The sequence below is a fragment of the Vibrio splendidus genome, from assembly GCF_001557875.1.
Classification (GTDB): domain Bacteria; phylum Pseudomonadota; class Gammaproteobacteria; order Enterobacterales; family Vibrionaceae; genus Vibrio; species Vibrio splendidus_F.
On sequence record NZ_LNRF01000001.1, the window covers coordinates 1505846 to 1525810 of the forward strand.

Sequence of the window (19965 nt, forward strand, 5' to 3'; positions counted from 1 at the left end):
ATAATTAATTGCATGAATGATACCACATCAAAAAAACGACATATTATATAAACAAAGATCAACCAGACATTCCTTGTTACATAAGTCACTGAAAAACCGCGAAAGAAAACACAAAAGCCATAGGTCTCCTTTGATGAACATTTAACGTCATCGCATCTTGAATGCATAAAAGGAATATCATGGAAAAGTCACTTCAAACCAAACTGGCGACCAGCCTACTGCTACTAAGAATCGGTATTTTTATCGTCTTCTTGTTCTGGGGGTTGGATAAGATCCTTGTCCCTGAACACGCTGTAAAAGTGCTGTCTGGTTTTTATGGCGTCGACATCTCGGACAACGCGATGATGGCGCTGGGTGTCGCGCAGCTCGGCTTTTTAGGTGCGTTTGTCGTCGGCATGTGGAAGAAGTACACCTACGGCACAATTTTAGTCCTGCATGCAGGTTCAACTTTCGCCTCTTTCGCTAAGTACATGGACCCGTTCAACAACCTACTATTCTTTGCCTCTTGGCCAATGCTCGCAGCCTGTGTCGCACTCTTCTTACTGCGTGATTACGACACTTACAGTGTTTCCAACTAATACAAAGGGCGCCTGTTAATGGCGCCCTGTTTGGTAGGCTTGATTTTTAAATGCTTGTATTATGCTACTTTTTCGCAGCAACGTTTTTTACAAAATTGAAGATTTTGGAACCATTTTTCATTACTGGTCTCAATATCCCCTCAATCGCATCAGTTGTTCCCCAATAACTAGAAGTGGGCTGTACATTTGAAAAGTCTGCGTAGTCTTTAACGAGATAGTTAGATACTTTTTCATCGAAGTTTGCTTCAACAGTAGCTAAGACATTTTTGTAGACTTTGTCATTGATATTTTTAGCAAAACGCAACTCTCTTTGGTCTATATGGGGGAATACATCCTCTCCAAAGAATTTCAATAAAGTACCACCACATATAGCCCCACGCTTGACATCCGTAGTTGCATATAAGGTAGTTATAACAGATAGCACTTGGCACATTGTTTCTTTATCTCGTTTAATCGCTGTGTCCAAAGATAATTGAATGGCTGTATCCATATCATGGACATTTACTCGACCAGACTTTTCTTGGATCAGATCTGCTATACCTCGAAATTTGCTGATGACCTTATCTTGAAGTTCTTTATCTTTTTCTAGCTTATCTAACGCTACACCTGCCAACTGCAATAAAGCTTCAACGAGTAACTTATTCATAAATGATCTCAGGTTTAAATGACAACCGCAATTTATATAGAATTCCGTATGTAATTAGTGGCACAACGCCACATAAAGGTGTAAGCAACTCTTGGCTATACTTGAGCGAAGCGAAACTGCCAAGCGTAGCGAATCACTCTTAAGTGCTTTGTTATGTGCATATCAATAGACTATGCGAACAATGCTTCAAACTCCTGAAAAGGCATTACCTTAACACCTCTATGAGTCTCCCAACCTTTAACGAAAGGGACACGAACATAAGCCTTAGGTTTAATGTTCTTAATTGTAAAGTCCTGTCGCTTTTCCTTTTTTGTAGGGAACTGAACAAAGCGCTGCTGTTGTGCCTCAATTTTTCCCAAAAACGCAATTTCATTGTCTTTGTCGATGATATAAATTGGGTCACCAACCTTAATTGATGCGATCTGAGCTTTGTTTAAAGCATATCCAGTGGAGTGCTCTAGCTCCGACGCTTTCATTACATGGCGCTTACCATTAATTTCAGCTTGTTCAGCAGAGTGTCGTAGGATAAGTACATTCATTTTAGGTTTACCTTTTAATAATAAAGTGGAGATAGTTCGCCTTAAGAGCTTGATATTTAGCCCCAAAAAAGAAAGGTTCAAGCTCTTTACATATCCCTATAACACATTAGTTGCGAATTCGTTCCTCCGAATGTACATAACGCCCTGTTAAGTTGTTAGCAACGCCACCACGAAACCTAACCATACCACCTTAAACACAAAACCCAACGATGGAATGAAAAATGCCATGCGTTGGGAATCTGTCTTAAACGCCTTGTATGTGTAATTTCCAAGCGAGAACTCTAACCGAAAATACGAAAACTCATCACTTACTGAATTTTTTATACTGCTATTAAATTTTGGTTTCAATGTAACCTTTTGAGTATGCCTCTTTCTTCCGAGGTCAAAGAAAGATAATTTTAATTGCAAAGGCTCAATATCACTGAAGTCCCAATCAGAGCCTGAAATCACCTTGTTGTATATCCACATTGTGACCAAAGCTTCGTACGATGATGGGATATTAATCAAATGCCCATCCGTAGAAATGGTACTAGGAACTAGATAAGGGAGTTCATTCTCAGGCTCTGTAGTTAATGGCAACAAAGTCGAAATATCGCCAACTTTGATGAACACCTCTTCCCCCTCAAGTATTAATTTTTCCTCTATTGGCGTATCTTTCGGACAGGAAATTGCTGCTTTTTGATACAGATTTTTTACGTCAAATATCCACTCAATCTCCAGATCTTTAGCGACACCTAAACCTACATTAACAATTCTCAAAGTTCTAAACCCCTCATCATTTGGAATCGGGGTAGACCAAAAACAGGAGAACCGCTCTGAGTTTTCACTATGCTCAATAATAAATTTGCTAGATAAAACTGCGATATCCGGTTTGTAACTTGATTTCCTTTGACGTACTAGTTCAAATAAAGAAAGTAAAGCAACCAATGCTGCTACTAAGGCGCCGACACTAGAACCTAACGATATCCAATCAGAGATTTGCATATAACTCATTTTACCTCTTACACATAACGCCCTGTTAAGGTGTGAGCAACGCAATACCGATGCTTCCGCATGCTACTTTAAACAATAAACGCAACGCATAGCAAAAAATACCAAGCGTTGCGAATCACTCTTAAACAGATTGTTATACATTATTCTTATTTAGAATGATTTCATTGATCTCTGCACTCTAGGGTCATTCATGTGACGCTCTATGTCAATTGCTTGAAATCTATAACAACCATTAACAAGAGTCATATCATCTATAAAGTGGTACAACGGCTCTTTTCCATGATTCTCTGACCTGTTCAAATCGAAATAGAAATAATCAAGAAAAAGCTGTTCTATATATTTAGCAATACGGTTTTCACACTCGTAAAAGGTAATAAAATATCTGTTATTAGACATCTTTTTCTTTAAATGCTTATCTACTCTATTTTTTGCCCAGCCCTTACCTACATAAATACATTCAAGCAAATATTGCTCGTTCCTTGAGTCATAGTCAATCACATCCCAACATAAATATACTCCCATTTCTCCGGTGATCGCCGACGTTGGGTTACTATAAAGAATCTTTGAAATCTGCTTTCTAAGGTTTCGATAGACGGGAAAGGAGACCGACCGACCTAAAATCATTTCGATAGAGTTGACTTCAAAGTTAGTTTCTGACGAAAAAGTATTGTTAAAGTCAATGTATGTCTCAGGTAGAGTATTAGGGCAGTAAGGAACTATTTCATCTAAAATGAGATTTTTGAATCTAGACATATTAAAAGAACTAATAAAAAGAGAATTATAATAAAAATTGTTAAGCTTTGGAAGCAATCCAATAATGTATAACGCCCTGTTAAGGTGTGAGCAAGGCAATACCGATGCCGCCGCATACCACCTTAAACACTAGACGCAACGCATAGCAAAAATGCCAAACGTTGCGAATCACTCTTAAACAGATTGTTATATTTATGCGCCTTCGGTTGATGGCATCAACGCTCCAACTACTGTTGATAGGATGCTGTTTCCAATAGTGAAGAGGCGTTGACTCCGTGCTGTTGTCAGTTCCTTATGTCCATGATCAATGTTGCATCGAATCTGGTAAACAACACAGATAAGATTAGCAAGCCTTGTATTCGAATCGAGTTGTTCGTCAACTACATTTGTAATATCTCTCAAACCATTTCGTCTGAAACGAACATCTGCACTTTCAAACCTTAAATCACCCACCGGAGTCTGTTGTAAGTACTGAACTTCGGACTGAAGGTTTCCTAGAATTTCGGTAGCTTTTTGATTGTCAATTGACTCTTCTATAGAGGCAATCAAAGCTGCACGCTGATCCACACCCTCAAATTCTGTGCTATATGCCTGAACTATTAGCCAATTATCACGAAATTCGCTAGCAACACCGCCAAGATTATTGATTATGTCTAACGCTCTTTGGGCTGCTCTTTCTCTGTTTGACACACTAAATCCTCTTAAAAATATAACGCCGCATTAAGGTGTGACGCACGCTTGGCTACACTTGAGCGAAGCGAAAATGCCAAGCGTAAGGAATCACTCTTAAATGCTTTGTTATGTTACTTTCCACATGCTGGGCATTTGGCTCCATTTCTTGGCGCAAAACCAATGGCATCGGGAGCTCCACCTTTGTTACGAAACTCAAAGTCATTTCCGAGCCCAGCACCACCGCTTGAAACTTTATGCATTAACTCTGCTTTTTCTGCTGGAGTTAATTGAGCAACCATACGTAAGATATTATCCACATTTTGACTCATTATTATTTTACCTTTTTTGTCCACAACTACGGCAAGTAGAGGTTGTATGAAATTGATTTGGGCTTTGATCACAAGCGTGACAAGACCCACCATAGAAACTTAAAGAAGAAACATATGCGTACTGCTTTTCTTTCTGACTTACATGCTGCGATAGGTCAACCAACTCTTGCATCTCAACATCGTTGAGAATTTGGTTGAAACCTTTCATGAGATCAATGTCATCAATTGGGGGGGCGCTAGAGAAACGCTTACAACGATTGCAAATGGAGACGTTCCCCTGCATCGATTTAATTGCAGACTCGTATTTATTGTCCCAACCTGAAACAAGAGCCCATGTAGACAAACCTAACTGAAAGACACCGATAACTCCTGCTAGAGTAACCGTCCATTCAATTAACTCTGTACTTTTACTAAATGCCAAGTAGACGCCACCAACAGTAATAGGCATAACAATACCCAAAAATGTAAGCCAAGCTCGCAAGAATTTTAAAGTATTAGCTCGTTTCTCAAATATTTGAGCTGTACCGTAAGCCAAAAACTCTTGATGTTTTATTTCAGCCAGAATTTCTTTTCTATCAACAGGTTCTGTCATATCAGCTCAAAGTTAATAATAAACAGGACTCATAATACCACCATACATTATAGTGGTCACCATCTTGTAACATAACGCCCTGTTAAGGTGTGAGCAACGCAATACCGATGCTTCCGCATGCCACCTTAAACACTAAACGCAACGCATAGCAAAAATGCCAAGCGTTGCGAATCACTCTTAAACAGATTGTTATATCAATTACTTCGACGCGCTAAGGTTTTGATATTCTTCTAGAGCAAAACCATCAGTCATTCCACTAATATAATCAATTACCAACCTCGAGCGATGATAGATCTCAGTTAACCTTTGAGCATTTGACGGAGTCTCTACATCATAAAGATCAGACACTACCGAAAAGTAAGTGTTCTTATGTTTACTTGATAACTTATGAAATAAACGTGTTTCAATCGGATGGCTTTTTAATCTGTTACTTTGTGCTAAAGTCTTAAATTCCGAAAATGATAGTTTTATCAGTGGAGAATAGATTTCCAATAAACCAGAGATTACGGCATATCCCTTTAACTCCAAGTTTTCTACTTCAGCGTGATTAAATACATTGTCTACAGATAGAAGCCTTAAAGTCTCAGTTGCTAGGTTATACTTGTCGCACCCATCGAGCAGAGACTCATCAAAAGCCCCCGAAAAAACCAAGTCATGGTTTTCAACATAACGACTAGCTGCATAGTGCGCAAGATCATTAACTAAAGTAGTACGAAGGGTCAAAATATAAGCATGGTTGCTATTGAATTTCTGCTCCTTGGCTTTTTCCATAGCTTTTTCAGAAATTGTTAGCAAGTACCCTTCATCAACAACAGTATCATCAACACCCTCCTTACAACGAAAAGATTCCCATATTCTCGTTATTTCAGAATGAAGTTTATCTATTGAAAGAATACCTTTGTCGACTGCATCGTCAACGTCTGCGATACAGTAAGATATATCATCCGCAGCTTCCATAATATAAGTTAGAGGGAATCTCGCACCATCTTCAATACCAAGCTTTTCTTGTATAGATTTATACAGAGCTTCTTCCGTTAGGTAAAAACCCGGCTTTTTTTTCCTGTAGCAGAATTCATCATCAGTTGAAGGCTTATCTTCGTAAGCCGCTCTAGTATATTTTACCAAACAAGCCAATTGAGTATATGTAAGATTCAAAGCTTGAATCTGATGTAGTAGCCTGATTCCCTGTGCGTTACCTTCAAAATTACAAAGATCCTTAATTAATTTCTGGCATTCTGGCTCCTCACCAAAAGCATCATTTATTAATTTAGCAAGAAAAGTCTTCGTCCATAGATTAATAGCTTCTTCGCCAAAATGCCCAAATGGTGGGTTACCGATATCATGTAGTAAACATGATACCTCGACAGCACTAACAAAGCCCTCCGAATACTCCGAGAGATCAATCCCCTGCTTGCTCAGCTCTTTGAGAATAATTTTACTTATGTAGCGGCCGACCTGCTGAACTTCTAGCGAGTGCGTTAAACGGCTTCGTACTGCTGCATTAGATTCTAAAGGGAAAACTTGTGTTTTCTGTTGTAAGCGTCTTACTGCTGCAGAATTCACTGCTCTACCGCGATCACTTTCCATTTCTTCGTTGAAATCTCGACCTCCAATTGTGGAAGATCGAAATCTATCAGATTTTAACTTTTCTTTATAATTCATATTATTTCCAACTGATTGATATAACGCCGCGTTAAGTAGTGAGCAACGCCACCACGAAACCTAACCATACCACCTTAAACACAAAACCCAACGATGGAATGAAAAATGCCATGCGTTGGGAATCTGTCTTAAACGCTTTGTTATATTTTTATTGCTTGACTGACTTTATCAATTTTCCAAGTTGTTCTACACCATCGAAAGTCGAGGGTATGTTTTCAGTACTAGCAGTAATCCCTGAGAATATGATGTTCTCAAATTTCTCCAACGAGAACTTGTCCTGTTTTTTCATATCACTAGCATATTCCGAATAGTTATGAATAAACCGACAAAGTGTCATTCTTAGATCTATTTGCAGTAACTGAGATTGTAATGACTTGTAGTTACTCAGAAGTACACGGAAATAATAAACAAGAATAGCAATCAATGAGACTGTGGGTAATGCCACTAACATCATGATTCTTGAAAGCTCGGCACCTTTATCGATATTTGCCAATACAAATACGATTTCTGCACCCAGAGGTAAAACGATTAGTATCGACACTAGCCTTAACCAAAAAAGTACATTTCTTATTTCTTGCTTCTTTTGCTCTGCGAGCTGATTAAAGCCCTCGCTCAGTCCAACAAAATTAAATGCATCTTTATAACTATCTAGGGACTCTTTTAGTTTACTCGCTTTTTCTTCTCTCTCACGAAGTTCAACGTCCCATCGATTTTTAGTCTCTTCAAACTCAGAAGTTGCTACGTGAAGCTTTCTAACACTTTCAATCGCTGGGCTATTAGCAATTTCCTTTAAAATGGCTATCGGCATTTCTCCAATAGAGAAGTAGATATCCGAACGACCCTCATCATTAAAATCGGCAGCATTCTCTGTACAAAACCGTCTAACTCTTTCCAAGTCGCGATGAATATCATTTGGAGTCGATAGATGATATTCAAGGAGAAACCTAAAGAATAACCCCATAGCACTATCTAAATCATCTTTGTCTAGATTTGAGGTTCTTTCCGATAGAAAATGCAGCAGATGATCACCAACCCAGCCAATATTTATTTGGCAACGCTCATCCCAAAGCTTTGGGTTACCTTTTATAGCTTTGCAAACAACAAGTAGGTATTGACCGCGAGTTTTTTCAAAATCTGTTTCATAAGTCAACCCCTCAATACGATTAGTGAACTTCGCTATAACTCGTTGAGTCGTCTCACTTTCAAAAAATTGGTTCATATAACTCCATTAAAAATATAACGCCCAATTAAGGGGTGAGCCACGCTACCACGATACTCAATTTGGACACCGTAAACACTAAACTTGACCCAAACCAAAAATGCCAAGCGTGGGGAATCCCTCTTAAATTGTTTGTTATAAAACTGGTACCCCGATAATTTCACGCAAACTGTTCGTTAGCTCTTTCTTAATCTGAGGTACTGTCTTGGCTAACTCGCTAGCCTCTTTTTTATTGTCAAAAATTTCGTCGAGTTGCCCCTCAACGAAGTACCCTGTATTTGCCAATCTACTTTCTGCACTGCGATGCCCATCAAAACTCCAAAAAGCGTCATTAAGCAAAGCACCAATTAATGAATCGATACTCTCTGGAATCAGTATTTGATTTCTTTCATAGTACAAGCGTAACTCTCGATAGGCGGTTTCAAATCGTGCGTATATTGGAGAGTTACCTGTTGCATAGTTAATTGCGTTATAAAGCTCAGTATCTACATCTACAATTTTTGTATAAAGTTCGACTAACACTTCTGCTTGTCGCTCGTACACCCCCGCAACTTTGACTCGATAGCGCAGATTCTCATTCTCAAGGTTTTCTTTGTGGTTATGTAACTCAGTATCAAGCCTGTTTTTAAGCTTTAATTCATATTCTTTTTGCTTTGATTTAAACCAACTATCAATAAAATGCTTTGCTAAAAAGGTAATGACACCGAGGACTGAGGCTGGAGCCATAATTAACACAACGATTGCTTCAAACTTATCCAATTTCGACCATTCCCATAAAGTTTTATAACGCCCAATTAAGGGGTGAACAACGCCTCCACCCAACCTAAAGCATTGTGTCATAAACACTAAATTTGAAGTAGAAGCAAAAGTGCCAAGCGTTGTGAATCCCTCTTAAATTGCTTGTTAGCCGTACATTGCCCAACGGAAATATGGACGCTGACCATCCATCCGTTCAACTTCTGCGCCTAAGTTTTTGTAAAACTCGTGAGCTTTGGAGTTATGTGGGCTAGCTGTCCAAGAAATATGAGAAGTTAATGACTTTTGAGCTTCCGTTTTCAAAGCATGCATAAGTTCAGCACCGTATCCCTTTGACCGATGCTTACTAACAACTAGAAGGTCATCTAGCCAAATAGACGGCTCACCGCGAAAGGATGAATAACGATAGTGAAACAAGGCGAAACCCTGGACTTCACCATCGACTTCCAATAGCAAAGCGTGGGCAAACGGATAGTCACCAAATAAGGTTCGTTCAATCTTCTCTTCAGTCGTGGAGATTTCACCGTCGAACCCTTTCATACTTCTGTCAAACTCAGCTTTGTGTCCAATAAGTTCTAACAACTTACTGGAGTCTTGCTTGATCGCTTTCCTTACGTTCACTTTGTTCTCCATAACTCAAGTTTCTGGTTGTCGGCTAACGCCCTGTTAAGGGGTGAGCAACGCAATACCTAAGCCGCCGAATACCACCTTAATCACTTAAATCAACGCATAGTAAAAATACCACGCGTTGCGAATCCCTCTTGAACAGTTTGTTAGTTGCGCATTTCCTCTACCTTACTGCGCTCTCTTTCTAGACGCTCTTTCTTAAAGTTCTCACACTTTAGCTTAAGGAATGCATCAGGATTGAGCTTACAATGATAGTGGTGATGTTCTTTCTGTAACTTCTCCTTTTCCTCATCTAATTCCTTTTGAGATTTACTTTTCTTACCCCACAACTCAAGTCCTTTCTTCGTAGCCAGATACCAACTATATAGTAACGCTAGTAAAGAAAAGAACGGACTAGACCAGCCTAGATATGCAATGAAAGCAGGAATAACACAAAACCAGAAAGTCATAACAAACAATAGTAATTTTCGACCTTTTGCTTCTTCTTTTTGTTTTTCTGTTACTTGCTCAAAAGTTCTACTACTCAAATCGGAGTATATGATTGCTAAGGTCTCTTTTGACAAATCAAATTGCGGTTCTTGTGACTTAGGGTATTCATCCCAATGCGCTATCACATCATTACCAGCAGCGTAACCAAGCAGCGTAACCAAGCAGAAAATTGTGCCCCACAATGTCTTTGGTTCTCCAATCAGTTTGAGTAAAGTTTTTTACAATAACCATAATTGGAGTAGCGTATCGTGTTGCCCAAATACTCAGCTCATGTTCGGCGATCCCTTTTATTTCAGAAACTAATTCTTGTTCATAAACATGAATTTTTAACATAGCAAAGTCTTGACCTGTGAATACAGGGTTGTAAACAACAAAATAGCCTTGTCTCTTTTCTTCAATATCTTCGTACCGAATCCAACTTTCTTTCATATGTTCTCTATTTTCGCGCGCAACTAACGCCCAATTAAGGTGTGAACAACGCTAACACCCAACTAAACCATTGTGCCATAAACACTGAAGTGACTTGGAGTGAAAGCGCCAAGTGTTGTGAATCACTCTTAAATATATTGTTAGGTTAATTAGTTTCATACCATTTACCAGTGCGAACTTTCTGCTGTATTTTAAGGTTTACTTTCCGCTTCACATCACTCTCTGAGTGGCCACTTACATCCGTACAGTAGCCACAATCTTCACATTTGTATGTCGTTTTCTCGTAATTCGTATATGACGGTTCAGAAATCAACTGATACTTACAGTTTGGGCACAAAGGGTTAATACGTTCAATAGAGTTACCAAAGTATGTCCAATGCCACTCTACTCCCCAAAAATTGTCGTACTTGTAACCCTTCCAAGATACCGTTCTAGTCTCTTTTTTGTTTTGAAGAAATAGATACAACACGAACCCAAAAACCAATATTGTGACGATACTCGATAGACCTACCCACCATATCGGCACATTTGAAGGCGAAACCAAATAAGTATAAAAATCAACGAAAAACTCTTTAAGTACCGACCAATAGCCTAGAAAATATGTGCCTGATGCCGTTACTCCCGAGAGAATCAGACCACCGAAAACCGCACTTACAACAGGGTCTCGCCAAAATTTACCAAACATATGAATCTGAATACTCCGTAAGATTAACCTAACGCCCAATTAAGGTGTGAACAACGCTAACCACCCTACCTAAGCATTGTGCCATAAACACTAAACTGGCTTGATGTGAAAGCGCCGAGCGTTGTGAATCACTCTTAAATTTATTGTTAGCTTTTCAATCTATCGATGATCTCAGTGTTGGATAATGGAACTCCGATGCCACTATTCACCATGTATCCAAATGATTCATCATGACAACCTTGGTCGTACGAATCGATGCACTCTTGGGCCAGTAACAAATGGTAGTCACGTTGATATGCATCGATAGCGGTGACTCTCACGCATGCATGAGTATTTACACCAGCAATTACAATTTCACTAGGTGGCATTTCATTTAAGATTTCATCGAGCTCTGTTTCAAAGAAAGCGCTATAGCGCTTTTTAATAACTTCATGCTCTTCAGGATGTCGAGACAACTCACTTAATAGCTCGCAGCCGTTAGTACCTTCAATAGTCCACTTTTGACTCGATTGTCGTAACGCTAAATATGTATCCGATAAGTCTTCTTCAAAAACTTGTCGCACCCAGATAATCTTTTGACTTTCTTTACGAAAGGCATGTACCAGTTCATTCAATGAGCGAGTAAATTTCGTTCTTTTTTCAGCGAGTCTACCCTGCTGGAAAAAGTCCTCTTGCATATCAATAACTAGTAGTAATTTAGTCACGATGATCTCCTAGGAAAGCTAACGCCCTGTTAAGGGGTGAGCAACGCAATACCAAAGCCGCCGCATACCACCTTAAACACTAAAACCAACGCATAGTAAAAATGCCACGCGTTGCGAATCCCTCTTGAACAGTTTGTTATGCCTGTGCTGATAAGTGCGACAATATTACCTTGTAGCAAGATTCAAAGTCACTTTCTAAGCCAGGGTCAGAGTAGCCTTTTAAGTGAATACGAAAATCAGCAATACCATCGTTCGTTGTTTCAAAAGTCTCTAGAAACTCGTTTTCCTGTGCGATTATTACTGATGGATTGTCATAGCCTCTTTTATTAAATTGGTCTGCAGTTACGTCTATTTTGAAGCCATCTAAATCGAGCCAAACATGAGAATGTAACTCTTCGCTTTTTCCACCGTATTCCCCACGAATTAATGCCGCACCAGAAAAACCATTATCGGTTAAATACGCGGCTAAAATCTGAGAGGAGTCATCACAACAAGCAGAAGGAAACTTACTCACAGACAGGGACGTTCCTACAAAATCGGACGGATTTAAACACTCCATTACACGACGAAAATTTAGGACCAATTCTTGCAGATTTTTCATTTCCCCTCCAAAAGGCATAACGCCGCATTAAGGTGTGAGCGGCGCTTGGCTATACTTGAGCGAAGCGAAACTGCCAAGCGTTGCGAATCACTCTTAAATGCTTTGTTATAAGCAAAATTCACGTTCACATGCCATCAAAATCCCATTAGTTGAAAAGCTCCATGTTTTGTCTTTACTAACGTGCAATAAGCCTTCCGTATAAAAGTAATAATAGGCAAACAAAACAGGAATATGATGATGCTTATCTGTGAAGCAATTTGGCTTACGTTCCAGTGATTCTACGACTTGTTCTTCTGTAGCCTCAAAGACATATTTCATAATTTCTTCTATTTGCCATAAACGCAATGCGCTATCAGGCGGACTAATAGAGAAATTTGTATTACTAATTTCGCCACTTTCAATCCGTCTAAACAGGTCTGGATCAATTGCCTTCAAGCTATCTTGAACTTTATATTGCGCTGTGAGTGTTTCGATAACACCATCATAATCATTTCCACTCTCAACACCGATTATATCTCTAAGAGTCACTACCTTTAGTGACTCATTTACAATATCAAGAGCCAACTTGTATTCTTTTAAATGTGTTTCCGTTGAGTTCTTATTCCCAACTTCGGCTTTCAACGATGATAAGTATGCTATCAATACATTCGCTGAATTTTTGTTCAGTGAATAATTAGAACTACCTACGAAGTCAATAAGCCTAAAGCTAAGATCTTTTGAACGCTGTAGGCTAGTATCTGCCTTCTTTTCCTTCCTTTGCTCTTGAAAAAGGAAAACAGCCCAAATAAACACACCAATTGTAGCGCCTTTCGATGCGACATCTACAAATAGAGTAAAGCCACCATTTAAGTCATTAAAGACCACAGAAGCTCCTGAAAAAACGACCAAAATCCCTTGAAAGAGAAGAATTGATAGAAGTGTGATGATAACTGTCTTCATACTGTCCTTTTGCTTATAACAGCTATATTAGACAGAATAATTCTACATTTTGTCCCTGAAACAATTCTGTCTAGTAATCTAAACCGTTCAGGCTCTATCTAATAACTCATTTAATAACAAAATCTTACCTGATTACTTCTTTATCAAACATGACGAAAAGCAGAAAAATTCCATATAGTCTCGGCAAAATGCAGAAAGTGACTCAATGTGTGAGTTAGTCGTCATCGTGTTCATTGATTTCTTCACCGCAGCCTAGGCATTTTGGTTCTAGATCTGTGGGTAGCATAATGATTAAGCCGCAGTGTGGGCACAGGTCGCCTTGGTTATACATAGTCACTCCTAAGCAGCGCTGAATTCGCCAGTGTATGAGATAAGGCCGGTTTTCTTGCCTTTGAGTAGAATGGTTACGCCTTGGTCGTTCATGCCTGTGATTTGCCAACCGAGCTTTTCGGCCTTGGCTAATGTGGCAAGCGCTTTGGGTTTATCTTCTAGGCTTTCCATAATCGCGGCTACGTCGGTCTCTTCACCAATCGCTTCAATGAGTATCGGGTTGTCGTAGTCGACTTCGGCTAGCGTTTTGCCCTTCTCGTTCACTGTTAGCGATAAAATGCGAAATACGGCTTTGTCGTTGTAATCTTTAATATGCGACTTGCCTTCATCATCAACCTCTCCATCAATGGCAACAATGTAGCCAGGCTTGCCTTGGGCAATGGCTTTAACGTGTTTTGCACGCTCTACGCCACCCGCTCGAGTTCTTCCATCGTTGTCTGTTTCCATACCGCTGTTGGCAATATCAAACTTCTCACCGATTTTGGTGCGGTTCCATGCGCGTAGGTAAATCCCTTTGGCGTTCTCACTTCCCCAAGACCACACGGTGTTGTGAAGCGGAGCCTCCAGTTTTTGTTCAAAGAATTTAGAAATGGCCAATTTAGACATCAATTTACCTCTACCGAGAATATTATGGAACACCATACCAATTCGTAAAATGATATGTGAAACTTGTCATTTAATCAATCGGTATTGCATACTTAAAAACAAAAACGCCGACATAATTGTCGGCGCTTAACTTTAAGTATGAATAGGTTAGAGGTAGTCAGCTACTTCGCCAATGTACTCAAAAACTCGGCTTCAAACTCTTCATCGGCTTCTCGGGTTAGGCATGCCACCAGCCAATCTATGCTTTCATGGTCGAGCTTACTGTTCACTACGAACGCTTGCTTTACACCAAACTGATCCAGCTTGGCAGAGCCATAATTCTTGAACGATTTATTGCCGTGGTAATGGAGTGATTTAATCACATCCGTGTTTGGCTCCGGCAAGGCATCAAGGGTGTTGGCAAGCTGAATCACCAACTCCATTGGGTTCTTAGATGAGGATATACGATACAGAAAACCGCCCTCCACTCTTTGGCGAACCCAGTAATCAAAGCCGCTGCAATCCATCACTTTGTCACTGACCAACGCGGCTTCACTGCGATAGCCACACGGCTCTACCACAACAGGTGTGTGTTTGAATTCTGGCTGACCAGAGGCTGCATCGGTATGAGGCAAGATCAAGTCACACGGCTTACTGTCTTTGGCGGTCGGAGCATTCCAGTGAATAGGCATAAACACCTGTTCACGGCGCATCTCTTTGGTTACCACTAAGCGCGCTTGGCACTCGCCTTGTGCGCTGCGCACTTTCACCACTGGGTTTATAGTCGTGTGGTTAAACGCATCTAAACCAAACTCATCGAAGCCAAGTGCAGCGACAGTGTCTGGGTGCATGGCAACAAAAGGTTCGGGTGTATGCTCACCTAAGCCAGCCGCCAAGCCAGTTCGGCTCATGGTGTGCCATTGATCTCGGATTCGCCCTGTGTTCATGATTAGCGGAAATTCGACACTGGTATCAGCAATCGGCTTATCGTGTTCAACCGCAATAAACTGCGCCTTGCCAGATTCAGTAAAGAACTCGCCATTGGTGAACATGCGCTGTTCAATGATCTCTGGTTGATACTCTAGCACTGGCCACTGCTGTGGAGTCAGCTCGCCATAGCCTTTTTCATCCAGTTTGGTTAATCCAATTAAGCACAAATCGCGCGCTTTGCCCGTTTCATTACCGAGCGCTGTCATCTCGCTATACTCTTTGAAGATCTCGCCTTCATGCCGGAAGTCAAACTGCTCTTTGAATCCCATTTTCTGCGCGACTTCTTTTAAGATCCACCAATCCGGTTTGGCTTCTCCTGGGCTTGGTAATATACGGCGTTGACGTGAAATTCGACGCTCAGAGTTAGTCACGGTACCGGACTTTTCACTCCACCCCTGCGCAGGCAACACCACATCGGCCAAACGTGTGGTTTCCGTATCGGCAATGCAGTCCGACACCACCACAAACGGGCACCTCTCTAATGCGGTTTTGATTTTCTCGCTGTCAGGCAAACTCACGACTGGGTTGGTTGCCATGATCCACACGGCTTTTATCTTGCCCTCATTCATGGCATCAAACAGGTCGATCGCTTTCAACCCTGCGTGAGTGGCCAAGCTGTCGGCCTGCCAAAATTCGCTCACGGTTTGGTGTGATTGCGAATCACCAAATTCAAAGTGCGCCGCTAAGGTATTGGCTAAGCCGCCTACTTCACGCCCACCCATCGCGTTCGGTTGGCCTGTGACAGAGAATGGTCCCATGCCCGGCTTACCGATTTTGCCAGTCGCTAAGTGGCTGTTAATAATGGCGTTTACCTTGTCGCACCCTTGGGTGGATTGGTTTACGCCTTGGGAATAAATAGTCAGCACCTTCTCGTTCGATGCAAACAACTGGTAGAACTGTTCAAGTTGCTGCTCGCTAAGCCCGGTCAGCTCAGGAACGCTTTTTTTGCCCCAGCCTGATTCGGTATAACGGTAATCTGTGGCTGTTCGAATCGCTTCCGTAAAACCTTGGGTGTGTTTTTCAATGTAATCAGCATCGAGTTTGTCGTTGTCATCTAAGTAGGCTAGCAAACCATTGAACAGCGCCACGTCTGAGCCAGACTCCAACGCCAAGTGTATATCAGCAATTTCACAGGTGTCGGTGTAGCGCGGGTCTATGACGATCACTTTCATTTCTGGGTTGGCTTGCTTGGCAGCGCGTAGGCGCTGAAAAAGAACCGGGTGACACCAAGCGAGATTTGAGCCTGTGATAACGACCACTTCTGCTTGCTCGAGGTCTTCATAGCAAACTGGTACTGTGTCTGCACCAAATGCACGCTTATGCCCAACCACAGTTGAAGCCATACAAAGGCGAGAATTACTGTCGATATTGCCGCTACCGATGAAGCCTTTCATCAGTTTATTGGCAACATAATAGTCTTCAGTAAGCAGCTGACCAGAAACATAAAACGCGACGGAATCGGCTCCAAATTCTTCGATCGTTTGATTGAATTTGTCTGCGACTAACTGAGTTGCACTGTTCCAATCTAGCTCTTGTTTTTGGTCATTCTGAATATGAGCTGGCTGTGTAAGACGACCTAAAGGCGTGACGGTGTCGCCAAGCGCAATCCCTTTAGTACACAGCTTTCCGTAATTTGACGGGTGGTCTTTATCACCACGTACTTCTAGTTTTCCTAGCGATGTCGGCCTCGCTTCTATTCCACACCCCACACCGCAATAAGCACAGGTCGATTTTATCCAGCCGCTGTTTGAATCGGTCATCCGTTTCTCGCTCAATTATCCATAATTGTAATAACTTAAACCAAGCAAATAACACGCCACTTAACACCAATTGTTAAAGTTGAAAAATTAACAATACAAAACAACAACTTAACAAACAAAGAAATATCAACAATGAATCCAGCAGAACTTAATCAAAATGGAAACTTAATTTTTGCACCATCTTGTAGAAAGTTGCACCACAAACGCTCATTTATGCCAGTCTAACAAAAAACCAACATACCACTTTAGGGGTAAGTGCGTGCCACTGTAGATTTTTAAGTTTTTGAATTTTATATGTTAATTTTTATTTAAATGAGCAGACTATAATCTGGCACCCTCCTTGCTCCACTAAAAACCAAGACTTAGAAAAAACATTTTTGTTTTTCTTGATGATTATGAATTGAGTGGAATCTCAACCCGGTATTCAACTACTAACGACTAGAAATTAGATGCTAGTAATGATGAAGCCGAGAATAAGGAATGGATTATGAGCAAAAAGAAAATCGTCGTTGTTGGTAACGGCATGGTTGGACACAAATTTATCGACAACATCCTGCAATCAGAGAGTGATGAGTTTGATGTAATTACTTTTAGCGAAGAGCCAAGGCTAGCGTACGACCGTGTTCAGCTAACCGCCTACTTTAATGGTAAAACCGCTGATGACTTGTCATTAACCAGTGAAGAGTATTACCAAAGCAACGGCGTGAACTACTTGTTGAACCAGAAAGTCGCCAAGCTAGACACAGCCAATCAACAAGTCATCACTGAGAGTGGTCATGTTGAAAGTTACGACAAGCTAATCTTGGCGACGGGCTCTTTCCCTTTTGTTCCCCCTATTCCCGGTAACGACCAAGAACACTGTCACGTTTATCGTACTATCGAAGACTTAGACGCCATCGAGCTTTCAAGCAAGAGCAGTAAATCTGGCGTGGTCATTGGCGGGGGTCTGCTTGGCTTAGAAGCCGCAAACGCAGTCAAAAACCTTGGCTTAGAAACCCATGTGGTTGAATTCGCGCCTCGCCTAATGGCCGTTCAATTAGATGACGGTGGCGGTGCCCTACTGCGCAGAAAGATTGAAGACCTTGGTGTGCAAGTTCATACCGAGAAAGCGACCTCTGAAATCGTCGATGGCGAAAACGCTCGCTACCGCATGAACTTCGCCGATGGCACCCATTTAGAAACCGATATGATCGTATTCTCTGCAGGTATTCGCCCTCAAGATGAGCTAGCAAGAAGCTCTGATGTCGAGATTGGCGAGCGTGGCGGTATTGTCATCAACAATCACTGTCAGACTAACATCGATAACGTCTACGCCATTGGTGAATGTGCGCTTTGGGACAACAAGATCTTCGGCTTAGTGGCGCCTGGTTATTCGATGGCAAAAATCGCGGCTTCGCATATTGTCTCTGACGGTACTGACGACGCTACATTCACTGGCGCAGACATGAGCACTAAGCTCAAACTGCTTGGCGTCGATGTTGCCAGTATTGGTGAAGTACACGGCAAGACGGAAGGCGCACAATCGTATACCTATAACGATGAAATCGAACAAGTTTATAAGCGCCTGATCATCTCAGCTGACGGCACAAAGATTGTCGGTGCAGTATTGGTTGGTGACGCAGAAGCCTATGGCTCGCTACTGCAAATCAAGCAAAACGATATGCCACTACCAGAGAACCCATCGGTACTGATTTTACCTAACTTGGCGGACGATTCAGGTTCGGCAATGGGTGTTGAAGCTCTGCCAGACAGCGCTGTGATCTGTTCATGTTTTGATGTGACCAAAGGCGACATTAAAAACGCGGTCTCTGCTGGCTGCACCACTATGGCTGCACTGAAAGAAACCACTAATGCTTCAACAGGTTGTGGCGGTTGTTCTGCTCTTGCTAAACAGGTTCTGGATAGTGAGCTAAGTAACCTAGGTGTTGAAGTCTCTAACGATATTTGTGAGCACTTTGCTTATTCTCGCCAAGAACTCACTGACATCATCCGCGTCAACAAAATTAAGACCTTTGATGAACTATTAGATTCTCACGGAAACGGACTAGGTTGTACCGTATGTAAGCCAGCAGTCGGTTCAATTTTGGCTTCTTACTGGAACGATTACATCCTCGAAGATCAACACATCGAACTGCAAGACACCAACGACATCTACCTCGGTAACATGCAAAAAGATGGCACCTACTCTGTGGTACCACGTATTGCTGGCGGTGAAATCACACCAGATAAGCTAATCGTGCTTGGTGAAGTCGCTAAAGAGTTCGACCTGTATACCAAAATCACAGGCGGTCAACGTGTCGACTTGTTTGGTGCGCAGCTGAACGAACTGCCGATCATCTGGAAAAAACTGATCGATGCAGGCTTTGAAACTGGCCACGCCTACGGTAAATCGGTTCGTACTGTGAAATCGTGTGTTGGTAGCACTTGGTGTCGATACGGTGTCGACGACAGTGTTGGCTTAGCAATTCGACTTGAGAACCGCTACAAAGGCTTACGCTCGCCACACAAGATCAAGTTTGCGGTTTCTGGCTGTACTCGCGAATGTGCAGAAGCGCAATCGAAAGACATTGGTGTTATCGCAACTGACAAAGGTTGGAACCTCTACATCTGTGGTAACGGCGGTATGCGCCCTCGCCATGCAGACCTATTCGCCACTGATTTGGACGAAACCACACTGCTTCAATACATCGACCGCGTTTTGATGTTCTACACACGAACCGCAGACCGCCTACAACGTACATCGGTATGGATGGAGAACCTTGAAGGTGGCATTGAATACCTCAAGCAAGTCGTGATTGAAGACAAGCTCAACGTTGCTGAAGAACTCGAAGCGGACATCGCACTCAACATCGAGAAATACCAGTGTGAATGGAAAACCACCATTGAAAACCCTGAAAAGATGAAGCGATTCCAGCACTACATCAACAGCGAAGAAATGGACACTAGCCTGTCATTCATAAAAGAGCGAGAGCAACGTTTTCCTAAGCCGAGTTTGAGTGATTCTTCGAATGCAAAACGCGATGAAAAGCTAACAAAAGCAGACCAAATCGAAGTCACGGAAGTTTCGTAAGCCTCATTGAGTGAGTG

General features: G+C 41.6%; 22 protein-coding genes. 2 read left to right on the forward strand and 20 right to left on the reverse strand.

Features of this window, described 5'->3' with window-relative positions; all coding sequences use genetic code 11:
- Positions 1 to 179 precede the first annotated feature (179 nt).
- On the forward strand, positions 180 to 578 hold the full coding sequence (locus ATB74_RS06360; protein WP_061017329.1) for a hypothetical protein: 399 nt from the start codon (positions 180 to 182) through the stop codon (positions 576 to 578).
- A 64-nt stretch (positions 579 to 642) separates the two neighbouring features.
- Here the strand turns inward: ATB74_RS06360 and ATB74_RS06365 are convergent, their stop codons facing one another.
- From ATB74_RS06365 to ATB74_RS06455, 20 genes are all read right to left on the reverse strand, one after another.
- Positions 643 to 1224, reverse strand: coding sequence for a hypothetical protein (locus ATB74_RS06365; protein WP_061017331.1), 582 nt, complete (start codon positions 1222 to 1224; stop codon positions 643 to 645).
- Between the two features lie 170 nt (positions 1225 to 1394).
- Positions 1395 to 1844: a hypothetical protein gene (locus tag ATB74_RS06370; protein WP_155645125.1), complete on the reverse strand. Its 450-nt coding sequence runs from the start codon at positions 1842 to 1844 to the stop codon at positions 1395 to 1397.
- A gap of 66 nt (positions 1845 to 1910) precedes the next feature.
- The gene (locus tag ATB74_RS24240) at positions 1911 to 2756 is read right to left on the reverse strand and encodes a hypothetical protein (RefSeq protein WP_061017335.1); all 846 of its coding nucleotides are present in this window, start codon (positions 2754 to 2756) and stop codon (positions 1911 to 1913) included.
- A gap of 150 nt (positions 2757 to 2906) precedes the next feature.
- On the reverse strand, positions 2907 to 3509 hold the full coding sequence (locus tag ATB74_RS06380) for a hypothetical protein (protein ID WP_061017337.1): 603 nt from the start codon (positions 3507 to 3509) through the stop codon (positions 2907 to 2909).
- A 192-nt stretch (positions 3510 to 3701) separates the two neighbouring features.
- Positions 3702 to 4199 (reverse strand): hypothetical protein, encoded by a 498-nt coding sequence (locus ATB74_RS06385; RefSeq protein ID WP_061017339.1) that lies wholly within the window; start codon positions 4197 to 4199, stop codon positions 3702 to 3704.
- Positions 4200 to 4312: 113 nt separating this feature from the next.
- Entirely contained in the window at positions 4313 to 4510 is a 198-nt protein-coding gene (locus ATB74_RS06390; RefSeq protein ID WP_061017341.1) for a hypothetical protein, read from the reverse strand.
- Between the two features lie 7 nt (positions 4511 to 4517).
- Positions 4518 to 5102 carry a mobilome CxxCx(11)CxxC protein gene (locus tag ATB74_RS06395; protein WP_061017343.1) on the reverse strand — a complete coding sequence of 195 codons (585 nt, stop codon included), beginning with the start codon at positions 5100 to 5102 and terminating at the stop codon, positions 4518 to 4520.
- A 198-nt stretch (positions 5103 to 5300) separates the two neighbouring features.
- Positions 5301 to 6764 (reverse strand): dGTPase, encoded by a 1464-nt coding sequence (gene dgt / locus ATB74_RS23710; protein ID WP_179946894.1) that lies wholly within the window; start codon positions 6762 to 6764, stop codon positions 5301 to 5303.
- A gap of 148 nt (positions 6765 to 6912) precedes the next feature.
- Entirely contained in the window at positions 6913 to 7983 is a 1071-nt protein-coding gene (locus ATB74_RS06405) for a hypothetical protein (protein ID WP_061017344.1), read from the reverse strand.
- 135 nt (positions 7984 to 8118) lie between these two features.
- Positions 8119 to 8742, reverse strand: coding sequence for a hypothetical protein (locus ATB74_RS24245; protein ID WP_061017346.1), 624 nt, complete (start codon positions 8740 to 8742; stop codon positions 8119 to 8121).
- 144 nt (positions 8743 to 8886) lie between these two features.
- Complete coding sequence (locus ATB74_RS06415) at positions 8887 to 9372, reverse strand: GNAT family N-acetyltransferase (RefSeq protein WP_179946895.1); 486 nt, start codon at positions 9370 to 9372, stop codon at positions 8887 to 8889.
- Positions 9373 to 9512: 140 nt separating this feature from the next.
- Complete coding sequence (locus tag ATB74_RS06420) at positions 9513 to 10037, reverse strand: hypothetical protein (RefSeq protein WP_179946896.1); 525 nt, start codon at positions 10035 to 10037, stop codon at positions 9513 to 9515.
- Positions 9985 to 10284: a hypothetical protein gene (locus ATB74_RS06425; RefSeq protein WP_061017352.1), complete on the reverse strand. Its 300-nt coding sequence runs from the start codon at positions 10282 to 10284 to the stop codon at positions 9985 to 9987. Before ATB74_RS06425 ends, ATB74_RS06420 begins: the two co-directional genes overlap by 53 nt.
- A 145-nt stretch (positions 10285 to 10429) precedes the next feature.
- Positions 10430 to 10969 (reverse strand): hypothetical protein, encoded by a 540-nt coding sequence (locus ATB74_RS06430; protein ID WP_061017355.1) that lies wholly within the window; start codon positions 10967 to 10969, stop codon positions 10430 to 10432.
- Positions 10970 to 11115: 146 nt separating this feature from the next.
- Positions 11116 to 11673, reverse strand: a complete 558-nt coding sequence (locus tag ATB74_RS06435; RefSeq protein ID WP_061017357.1) for a cysteine hydrolase — start codon at positions 11671 to 11673, stop codon at positions 11116 to 11118.
- Between the two features lie 136 nt (positions 11674 to 11809).
- Entirely contained in the window at positions 11810 to 12274 is a 465-nt protein-coding gene (locus ATB74_RS24080; RefSeq protein WP_029842504.1) for a hypothetical protein, read from the reverse strand.
- A 105-nt stretch (positions 12275 to 12379) separates the two neighbouring features.
- Positions 12380 to 13213: a hypothetical protein gene (locus tag ATB74_RS06445; protein WP_061017362.1), complete on the reverse strand. Its 834-nt coding sequence runs from the start codon at positions 13211 to 13213 to the stop codon at positions 12380 to 12382.
- Positions 13214 to 13427: 214 nt separating this feature from the next.
- Positions 13428 to 13544 (reverse strand): phage terminase large subunit family protein, encoded by a 117-nt coding sequence (locus ATB74_RS24395; protein ID WP_244270906.1) that lies wholly within the window; start codon positions 13542 to 13544, stop codon positions 13428 to 13430.
- 8 nt (positions 13545 to 13552) lie between these two features.
- Complete coding sequence (locus tag ATB74_RS06450) at positions 13553 to 14149, reverse strand: hypothetical protein (protein ID WP_155645126.1); 597 nt, start codon at positions 14147 to 14149, stop codon at positions 13553 to 13555.
- Positions 14150 to 14310: 161 nt separating this feature from the next.
- Positions 14311 to 16893, reverse strand: a complete 2583-nt coding sequence (locus ATB74_RS06455; protein ID WP_061017366.1) for a molybdopterin oxidoreductase family protein — start codon at positions 16891 to 16893, stop codon at positions 14311 to 14313.
- Between the two features lie 472 nt (positions 16894 to 17365).
- Between ATB74_RS06455 and nirB the strand changes: the two genes are divergently transcribed.
- A complete protein-coding gene (nirB, locus tag ATB74_RS06460; RefSeq protein ID WP_061017368.1) occupies positions 17366 to 19948 on the forward strand; it encodes a nitrite reductase large subunit NirB in 2583 nt (860 codons plus the stop codon).
- The last annotated feature ends 17 nt before the right edge of the window (positions 19949 to 19965 follow it).

Bases quoted from the DNA above. Each gene is read 5' to 3' on its own strand.
- ATB74_RS06425 (WP_061017352.1), bottom strand. From the start codon at position 10,284: ATGAAAGAAAGTTGGATTCGGTACGAAGATATTGAAGAAAAGAGACAA.
- ATB74_RS06395 (WP_061017343.1), bottom strand. From the start codon at position 5,102: ATGACAGAACCTGTTGATAGAAAAGAAATTCTGGCTGAAATAAAACAT.
- ATB74_RS06360 (WP_061017329.1), top strand. From the start codon at position 180: ATGGAAAAGTCACTTCAAACCAAACTGGCGACCAGCCTACTGCTACTA.
- ATB74_RS24395 (WP_244270906.1), bottom strand. From the start codon at position 13,544: ATGTATAACCAAGGCGACCTGTGCCCACACTGCGGCTTAATCATTATG.
- ATB74_RS06445 (WP_061017362.1), bottom strand. From the start codon at position 13,213: ATGAAGACAGTTATCATCACACTTCTATCAATTCTTCTCTTTCAAGGG.
- ATB74_RS06450 (WP_155645126.1), bottom strand. From the start codon at position 14,149: ATGTCTAAATTGGCCATTTCTAAATTCTTTGAACAAAAACTGGAGGCT.
- ATB74_RS24080 (WP_029842504.1), bottom strand. From the start codon at position 12,274: ATGAAAAATCTGCAAGAATTGGTCCTAAATTTTCGTCGTGTAATGGAG.
- nirB (WP_061017368.1), top strand. From the start codon at position 17,366: ATGAGCAAAAAGAAAATCGTCGTTGTTGGTAACGGCATGGTTGGACAC.
- ATB74_RS06390 (WP_061017341.1), bottom strand. From the start codon at position 4,510: ATGAGTCAAAATGTGGATAATATCTTACGTATGGTTGCTCAATTAACT.
- ATB74_RS06380 (WP_061017337.1), bottom strand. From the start codon at position 3,509: ATGTCTAGATTCAAAAATCTCATTTTAGATGAAATAGTTCCTTACTGC.
- ATB74_RS06405 (WP_061017344.1), bottom strand. From the start codon at position 7,983: ATGAACCAATTTTTTGAAAGTGAGACGACTCAACGAGTTATAGCGAAG.
- ATB74_RS24240 (WP_061017335.1), bottom strand. From the start codon at position 2,756: ATGAGTTATATGCAAATCTCTGATTGGATATCGTTAGGTTCTAGTGTC.
- ATB74_RS06365 (WP_061017331.1), bottom strand. From the start codon at position 1,224: ATGAATAAGTTACTCGTTGAAGCTTTATTGCAGTTGGCAGGTGTAGCG.
- ATB74_RS06415 (WP_179946895.1), bottom strand. From the start codon at position 9,372: ATGGAGAACAAAGTGAACGTAAGGAAAGCGATCAAGCAAGACTCCAGT.
- dgt (WP_179946894.1), bottom strand. From the start codon at position 6,764: ATGAATTATAAAGAAAAGTTAAAATCTGATAGATTTCGATCTTCCACA.
- ATB74_RS06430 (WP_061017355.1), bottom strand. From the start codon at position 10,969: ATGTTTGGTAAATTTTGGCGAGACCCTGTTGTAAGTGCGGTTTTCGGT.